At 40.8% G+C, this 7,815-nt stretch carries 7 protein-coding genes; 5 read left to right on the top strand and 2 right to left on the bottom strand.

All coding sequences use genetic code 11. The features are described from left to right. Positions 1-10 precede the first annotated feature (10 nt). Complete coding sequence (locus BCT81_RS11745; RefSeq protein WP_102424447.1) at positions 11-1,162, top strand: peptidoglycan DD-metalloendopeptidase family protein; 1,152 nt, start codon at positions 11-13, stop codon at positions 1,160-1,162. A gap of 310 nt (positions 1,163-1,472) precedes the next feature. Here BCT81_RS11745 and BCT81_RS11740 read toward each other — a convergent pair whose 3' ends face one another. Further along, positions 1,473-2,111, bottom strand: a complete 639-nt coding sequence (locus BCT81_RS11740) for a TetR/AcrR family transcriptional regulator (protein ID WP_102424445.1) — start codon at positions 2,109-2,111, stop codon at positions 1,473-1,475. Positions 2,112-2,219: 108 nt separating this feature from the next. Beyond that, positions 2,220-3,383 (bottom strand): nucleotide sugar dehydrogenase, encoded by a 1,164-nt coding sequence (locus BCT81_RS11735; protein ID WP_102424444.1) that lies wholly within the window; start codon positions 3,381-3,383, stop codon positions 2,220-2,222. Between the two features lie 152 nt (positions 3,384-3,535). Here BCT81_RS11735 and rfaD point away from each other — a divergent pair, with 152 nt between their 5' ends. The 4 genes from rfaD to BCT81_RS11715 all read left to right on the top strand — a co-directional run. Beyond that, entirely contained in the window at positions 3,536-4,477 is a 942-nt protein-coding gene (gene rfaD, locus BCT81_RS11730; RefSeq protein WP_102424442.1) for an ADP-glyceromanno-heptose 6-epimerase, read from the top strand. Between the two features lie 122 nt (positions 4,478-4,599). Then, the gene (lpxM, locus tag BCT81_RS11725; RefSeq protein ID WP_102424441.1) at positions 4,600-5,556 is read left to right on the top strand and encodes a lauroyl-Kdo(2)-lipid IV(A) myristoyltransferase; all 957 of its coding nucleotides are present in this window, start codon (positions 4,600-4,602) and stop codon (positions 5,554-5,556) included. A gap of 10 nt (positions 5,557-5,566) precedes the next feature. After that, on the top strand, positions 5,567-6,847 hold the full coding sequence (locus BCT81_RS11720) for an O-antigen ligase family protein (RefSeq protein ID WP_102424439.1): 1,281 nt from the start codon (positions 5,567-5,569) through the stop codon (positions 6,845-6,847). Further along, a partial coding sequence (locus tag BCT81_RS11715; protein WP_102424437.1) for a glycosyltransferase family 52 occupies positions 6,831-7,815 on the top strand: 985 nt, incomplete at its 3' end. The genes BCT81_RS11720 and BCT81_RS11715, both read left to right, overlap by 17 nt.

The following is a 7,815-nucleotide window of genomic DNA, read 5'->3' as shown; positions in this document are numbered from 1 at the left end:
ATACAATTAAATGACGATAATGATGAAACATATTCGAGCCATAAGCCGAACTCTTTTTATATCTGCAAGCCTCAGTGCTACGCTTTTATCAACATCGTCATTTGCCGCGTCTCAAGGTGAATTAAAAGGCGTATCAAGTGAGATCTCTCGCCAGCAAAAAGCCCTCTCTTCACAGCAAAAGAAGCTCGATAGCCTACAAGCAAGTCTAAAGAAACAAGAGCTGTCTATTGCTGCATTGGAAAAAGACATTAAAGACAGTAAAAAGCAGCTTAATACGGCGAATGCAAATATTGCTAGCTTAGATGCTAAGATCAAAGCACTTACCGCTCAGAAAAAAGTTCATACCGATAAGTTGGAACAACTGATCCAAACTTACTACATGACAAGTCGTGCTAAAGCCTCATCCCACATTCTCAACACGGGTGTAGAAGAAGATCGCATCAGCCATTACTACCAACATCTTGCTAAAGCTCGTTCTGCAACCATCAAAACAATTGAAAAAACACAACTTGAGTTAGAAGAAAGCCATAAACAACGCCAACTTGAACAAGAGCAGATCGCAACTTTGTTAAAACAACAGACAACAAAACGCGACAAGTTAGCCCAGACTCAAACGCAGCGTAAGAAAACCGTTGGCAGTATTAAGAAGAACATCTCAGGTGATAAAAATTACTTAGCCGAACTGCAGCGTAATGAGACTCGCCTCAAGGCGGAGATCGCCAAAGCAGAGAAAGCCGCTCGAGAAAGACGTAACGCGGTGCCTATGGATGGCCTAGCAAAGCGTAAAGGAAAACTACCTTGGCCAATCAAAGGAAAAGTTCTGCATAACTACGGTTCACGCCAAACCGGACAAGTTAACTGGAAAGGTATGGTGATCAATGCCAAATATGGTCAGCAGGTTAAATCTGTTTACTCAGGCACCGTTGTATTTGCTGAGTACCTGCGAGGTTATGGCTTAGTAGTCCTTCTTGATCACGGTAAAGGTGACATGACGCTTTATGGCTTTAACCAAGCACTACTCAAGAAGGAAGGCGATAAAGTGAAAGCCGGTGAAGCGATTGCCCTTGCGGGTGATACTGGTGGTCAAACCCGCCCATCCCTATATTTTGAAATCCGCAGGAACAGCCAAGCTCAAAACCCAAAGAGTTGGTTGGTTAGGTAAAAGCAGATACGGGATTCGAGTAACCGAGATACGAAGAGCTTATGAGCAGGCGCGGGATGCGAGTAGCCAAGATTAGAAGTACAAATTAACTCATTGAGAAGATCTGTACTCGTATTTCTCAGACTTCGTCATTCCAGAATTGAGGTACGAAATGTCTGGAATCTCGCTGTGACACCACTAGCCTCATAGGCAACAGATAGATTCCCTATCACGCTCGTTCCTCGCTGTAGGGAATGACGTTGCTATACACATTCCACGACTAGAGCCTTCCCTACTCTTGGAGTCTCGAATCTCGCTTACCCGCATCTTTCTACTTCGAGTTCAACGCTCTGACACCATCTTCTAATAATGTCAGCTGTTCAAAACCTTGCGCTGTCGCAATCGGTTTAACGGTCGCAATCATCTGCAGCATACCTTGGTGAACCACTTGTTCCGTTATTTGTGCTTTTGGAGACATTGCAGATTGATAGGCCAACCAACCCGATGCAATCAAGTGAAGAGAAGTCACCATCGACTTCATCTCTGAGTCTGTCGCTTTCAGCAAGTTCAATTCAACAAAAGCTCTCATGATATCGACAAGATTAGTTTGTAATCTCTCTTGCACAGCCATGTAATCGAGGTGAAGTTGCTCGTCACGAGATAAGATTTCAGGGAGGTTTGCATAGAAGAATCGGTACTTCCACATCAACGTGAATATAGAATCTAAGTAGTGCTTCAATAGCGTCAGACTTTCTTTCTGACCTTGGATGGGGGTAAACCTTTCGAGCAATTCAGTAGAGTAAAGGGTAAAGATATCACGGACTATTTCTTGCTTGTTGCGAAAGTGGTAGTAGAGGTTACCAGGGCTGATCTCGATATGGTCAGCAATATGATTGGTCGTAATACTACGCTCACCATGCTCATTAAAAAGCTCTAAAGCAGCGTAAACAATCTTGTCACGTGTTTTCATTAGTTATTAGTATCCCTATCCGTTTAGTGGTTCAGTATATCGCCCCTAAACGGATAGATCGAGCTGTTAACATCTGGTCTAATTAGCACTAGCTAAAATATAACCAAATCAATCACTACCAAACAGATCTCGTGTGTAAACCTTGTCCGCTACGTCTGCGATCTCTTCTACCATTCTATTAGAAACAATCACATCGGATACCACTTTGAACTCAGCAAGATCAGAATAGACTTTCGAGTTGAAAAAGTGCTCTTCTTTCAATACCGGTTCAAACACAACAACTTCGATACCTTTAGCTTTCAAGCGCTTCATGATCCCTTGAATTGAAGAAGCACGGAAGTTGTCCGAACCAGCCTTCATGATCAAGCGATAAATGCCGACCACTTTTGGAGAACGCTTGATGATTGAGTCCGCAATAAAATCTTTGCGGGTACGGTTAGCGTCAACAATAGCACCAACAATGTTGTTTGGTACATCTTGGTAGTTAGCTAATAGCTGTTTGGTATCTTTCGGTAGACAATAGCCACCATAACCAAACGAAGGGTTGTTATAGTGATTGCCAATTCGAGGATCTAAGCCTACCCCCTCTATAATCTGGCGAGAATCCAATCCATGCGCTTCCGCGTAAGAATCAAGTTCATTGAAATATGCAACGCGCATTGCTAGGTACGTATTAGAGAAGAGTTTTACTGCTTCCGCTTCCGTAGAGTTGGTGAACAAAACATCGATATTGTCTTTTTCAGCACCTTCAACTAGAAGGTTTGCAAACACTTTAGCTCGCTCAGAGCACTCACCAACGATAATTCGAGAAGGGTTCAAATTATCGTACAACGCTTTACCTTCGCGCAAAAACTCGGGGGAGAAGATGATATTTTCGCAGCTCAGTTCTTGTTTGATCCGTTCAGTATAGCCAACAGGTACCGTTGATTTGATGACCATCACAGCTTTAGGATTTACGGCCATCACATCTTTGATAACAGACTCAACCGAGCTGGTATCAAAGTAGTTGTTTTTAGGATCATAATCAGTAGGAGTTGCAATGATGATAAACTCAGCACCTTCATACACTGATTTATCGGTCGTTGCCCTGAAGTTGAGCGTTTTATTTGCCAGAAAATGTTCTATTTCAGCATCAACAATAGGCGACTGCTTATTGTTCAGCATCGTCACTTTTTCATCGATGATATCTACTGCGATCACTTGATGATGCTGTGCTAGCAACATCGCATTTGAGAGACCTACATACCCTGTACCGGCTACTGCAATCTTCATGATAATACCTATAGTTTTGAGCAATTAACTCAACAAAATTTATAACTTAGCTTGCCGTATCATACTCTGGTTGGGGAATTATTCCACTAGCCCGCCTTATCCATTCCTTGCTATACTCGTGATAGTTTTGTATTCAAAAGAGTTAGAGAATTATGATTATCGTAACCGGCGGTGCTGGCATGATTGGCAGCAATATTGTTAAGGCGCTTAACGAAGCGGGCCACAACGATATTCTAGTCGTCGACAACTTAAAAGACGGTAAGAAGTTTAAAAACCTTGTCGACTTAGACATCACAGATTATATGGATCGTGATGACTTTCTAACTCAAGTAATGGCTGGCGATGACTTCGGTCATGTTGAAGCGATTTTCCACGAGGGTGCATGCTCTGCGACCACTGAGTGGGATGGCAAGTACATGATGCTTAACAACTATGAGTACTCAAAAGAGCTGCTTCATTACTGTGTAGAACGTGAAATTCCGTTCCTATATGCCTCTTCAGCTGCGACATATGGTGAAACTGACACTTTCATTGAAGAGCGTGAATACGAAGGTGCATTGAACGTGTACGGCTACTCTAAACAACAGTTTGACAACTATGTTCGTCGCTTAACGGCAGATGCAGCAGCGCATAACGAGACACTTTCACAAATCGTAGGCTTCAGATACTTCAATGTTTATGGCCCTCGTGAACAACACAAAGGCAGCATGGCGTCTGTTGCCTTCCACCTGAACAATCAAATGAACTCTGGTGAAAATCCAAAACTATTTGCAGGCAGCGAAACCTTTAAGCGTGATTTTGTTTATGTTGGTGATGTAGCAGCCGTTAACCTCTGGTTCTTAGAAAATGGCGTTTCTGGCATTTTTAATCTAGGTACCGGCAATGCTGAGTCCTTTGAAGAAGTCGCAAAAGCGGTAATCAAACATCATGGCAAGGGAGAAATTGAAACCATCCCATTTCCAGAGCACTTAAAAGGCGCTTATCAAGAGTTCACCCAAGCTGACTTAACTAAACTACGTAGTACAGGTTGTGATATTGAATTTAAATCTGTCGCCGACGGTGTTGCTGAATATATGAAGCTTGTTAACGCATAATAAGTTAACAAATGTTGAATTTAATGACGGACTCTATTGTTAAATCCGTCATCATAAAAATATGATCATTTCCTGAGGAGCGAGCTCATAGTCCGCTCCCCTAATAAGACTGTAGTGTATTGATGACCGCACAACGCAATGACTTTGACCCAAAAGCATACAATCCTGAATTTGAATGGAGCTTTTTAGCACCGAAGTACTGGGGCACCTGGATCGCAGTACTTCTATCTTCGTTGGTTAGCTTTTTGCCTAATAGTATTCGTTTAGTTATAGCTAAATTTATGGCTAAGCAGGCCGTGAAAATCAAAAATAAAGCCAACCGTCGAGCGCGTGTAAACCTTGAGATGTGTTTTCCTGAGCAATCAATCGAACAGCGCGAAGAAGTTCTTTATAAATCATACGTTACATCCATCTCATTTTTGATGGGCTTTGCATCCCTAACCCTCAAAAGCAAAGATTGGTTAGAGAGCAATACCTCGATAAACGGCCTTAACAACTTGACTGATATTACAGACAGTGGCGAGAATGTTATCTTATTAGTACCACATACATGGGCTATCGACATCCCTGCAGTATTACTCGCGTCACGCAATCTACCGGTATCTGCAATGGCGAAAGCCCAGAAAAACAAGCTCAGTGACTGGCTGATGCATCGACAGCGCGTACAATACGGCGGTCGAGTTTATGACCGTAGCGGCGGTATCAAGCCTTTTATTAAATCCGTAAGAGACGGTTACCTAGGTTATTATCTTCCAGATGAAGACCTTGGTCGCGAGCACAGCGTCTTCGTTGACTTCTTCGCAACACAAAAAGCAACTATTTCAGGCCTTGGTCGATTATCTAAACTTAGTAAGGCTAAAATTGTTCCACTATTCGCCCAATACGACAGTAATACTGGCAAGTATACTCTAGATTTCTACCCTGCCTTACCCTTTCCAACAGGAAGCGAAGAACAAGATGCGCGTATGATGAATCAATGCATTGAAGATTACGTGAGCAAAAAGCCTGAGCAATATATGTGGATCTTAAGACTACTTAAGACTCGTCCGGACAGTAATGTAAACCCTTATAGTAATTAGCCACAATACAATGTTCACAACTCATTTTTCTAATACAAAAGCAGTACCCTTTTTTGCAGCTTGCTTTCCCATTATTTGCATAGCTTATGGCTCGGGATACAACTACTCTAGTATTTTCTTACTACTCGCTTGTATTCTCAGCTTGTTTCTAAATAAGCATAAACCTCAATTAAGCTCTGAAGAAAAGCTTTTTATATATACACTTTGCTATTATTTTATCTCTTTTGTCGTATTAAAGCTTATCCATGGTGAGAGATGGAGCTTCATAGACAAACCAAGCAGAGCACTGCTGGCTATTCCTATTTTTATTGCCCTATTACGCTATCCCCCCTCATGGAGGAGCCTTACATTCGGGATAAATATAGCTTCCATGTGCTCAGCTGTAGTTGCCCTATACTTCCTCCAAAACTATCCCGAGCTGCGAGCGTTTGATGGACGGATTCCCAACGCTTGGTTTGAAGGATATATGCAAATACAAACGGGAGGCATGGTCACCACTTTTGCTATATCTAGTCTTGCTATAGCACTGTTGGAGATAAAAAATAGGAATAAACTATTTTCTATCCTTTCTTTGATTGCATTCGCCTTAGGATCTTGGGCTAGCTTACAGTCTGAAAGCCGAGGGTCTTGGTTACTAGTACCTTTAGCTACGCTAGTTGTTATTCACTACAAGTTCAACTTGCTCCGAATAAAAGTTATCCTTCTAACTATCGCATCAATAACCGTTGCAGTCGCAACTCTTAGTACTAACGATACCGTAACCTCTCGTATTAACGAGGCTCTGAGTGATTACAACCAGTACAATTCAAGTATCAACGCCTTTACCTCTGTAGGCATTCGACTCAACTTATGGAAAAGTGCATCAATCACTTTTTTAGAGAACCCACTAGTGGGTGCTGGTACTGAGGGAAGACTCGAAAAAAGGAAGTCATTAGGTGATGCGGGGGTTATAGATAAGCAAGTATCTCGAATGACTTATCATGACCATAACCAATTTCTTGAGGCTGCTTCAGTAACAGGAATAGTAGGGCTAAGCGCCTTAGTGGCTATATTTGTAGTACCCCTGTTCCTTTTCTTTAAAGTATTGAACAACCCATCGTCTTGCGAAAATGCTAAGGAATTTAGTCTACTTGGAATAGTAAGCGTTATACTTATGGTTGGTTATTGTCTGACGCAAGCTTTTTTCAATCACAACTCCGGAACAATTTTTTATTTAGTGTGGACCACAATCTTGCTAAGCGCTTCACTTGCTAATTATAAAAAAGGGCATAATAATGACAGCAACGAATAAAGATACTTACATCTGCTCTACAGTAAGACATTTATTATTTAGCCTGTATAAAGCTCAAGATAGTAATAATCAAGCAGTTATTATCTTCTTCTATGACTTCCAAAATATAGAACCACAGCAATTCGACCTAACACAATTGCCGGATAATATAGATTTAATTTTAGCTAACAGAAAGTCGTTAGTTAAACACATAAAGAAAAGTGGCCTCATTGGGAGACTTATTCTATTTTGTTCACTACGTGGCATTCCCGTATCAAACTCTATTCTTTATAAACTGAGCAACTTATTACAAAGCTATGATAGTAATTTAAACTTTACGATTGATAACTTATTTCTTTTCAATGATAACAACAAAATGTCTCGATTATTTAGACTGTTAAATCAATCTTACTCTATGATCGAAGACGGTATGGGCAATTACATTGAGCATACAATTGACTCAATACCTAAACAGGTACTGAGATACCTACAGGGCAAACAACCTAAATATTATGTTTTCGGAGAAAAAGACCAATGCAGAGAAGTCTTTGCTATTCACCCCGATAATCTGCCTAATAACATCATACATAAAGGCAAGCAGTTAACGTTATCAAAGGATAAAGCGGTTGTCGACACTATAAAAACTTGCTTTAGATTCAAAGATATACCTGGCTTCTCTGACGGTGGTTTAATTATTGCTACACAACCCGTGTTTACTGAAATCAAAGATAAGTTAATAAGTGATGACTTCTTTCTCACTATCTACAGAACAATTATTTCACTCAGTAAAGAAAGAGGAATAGTACCAGTTTTAAAGCTCCATCCTCTAGAAAAAAGGTGTGATTATGAATGTTTTGAACATGAGGGTATTGAGTTTCTATCAAGTAAGCTTCCATTAGAGCTATACTTGTTATCAACTTCTGAAAAAACGAATATCATTACGATAAATTCATCAGTGGGTATTGGAATGGAAGAGTATTGTAATGTAT

The organism is Vibrio sp. 10N.261.52.A1, assembly GCF_002876325.1.
GTDB lineage: Bacteria > Pseudomonadota > Gammaproteobacteria > Enterobacterales > Vibrionaceae > Vibrio > Vibrio chagasii.
The sequence above is the reverse complement of the archived record's forward strand: the minus strand, read 5'-3'. Positions and strand labels throughout refer to the sequence as shown.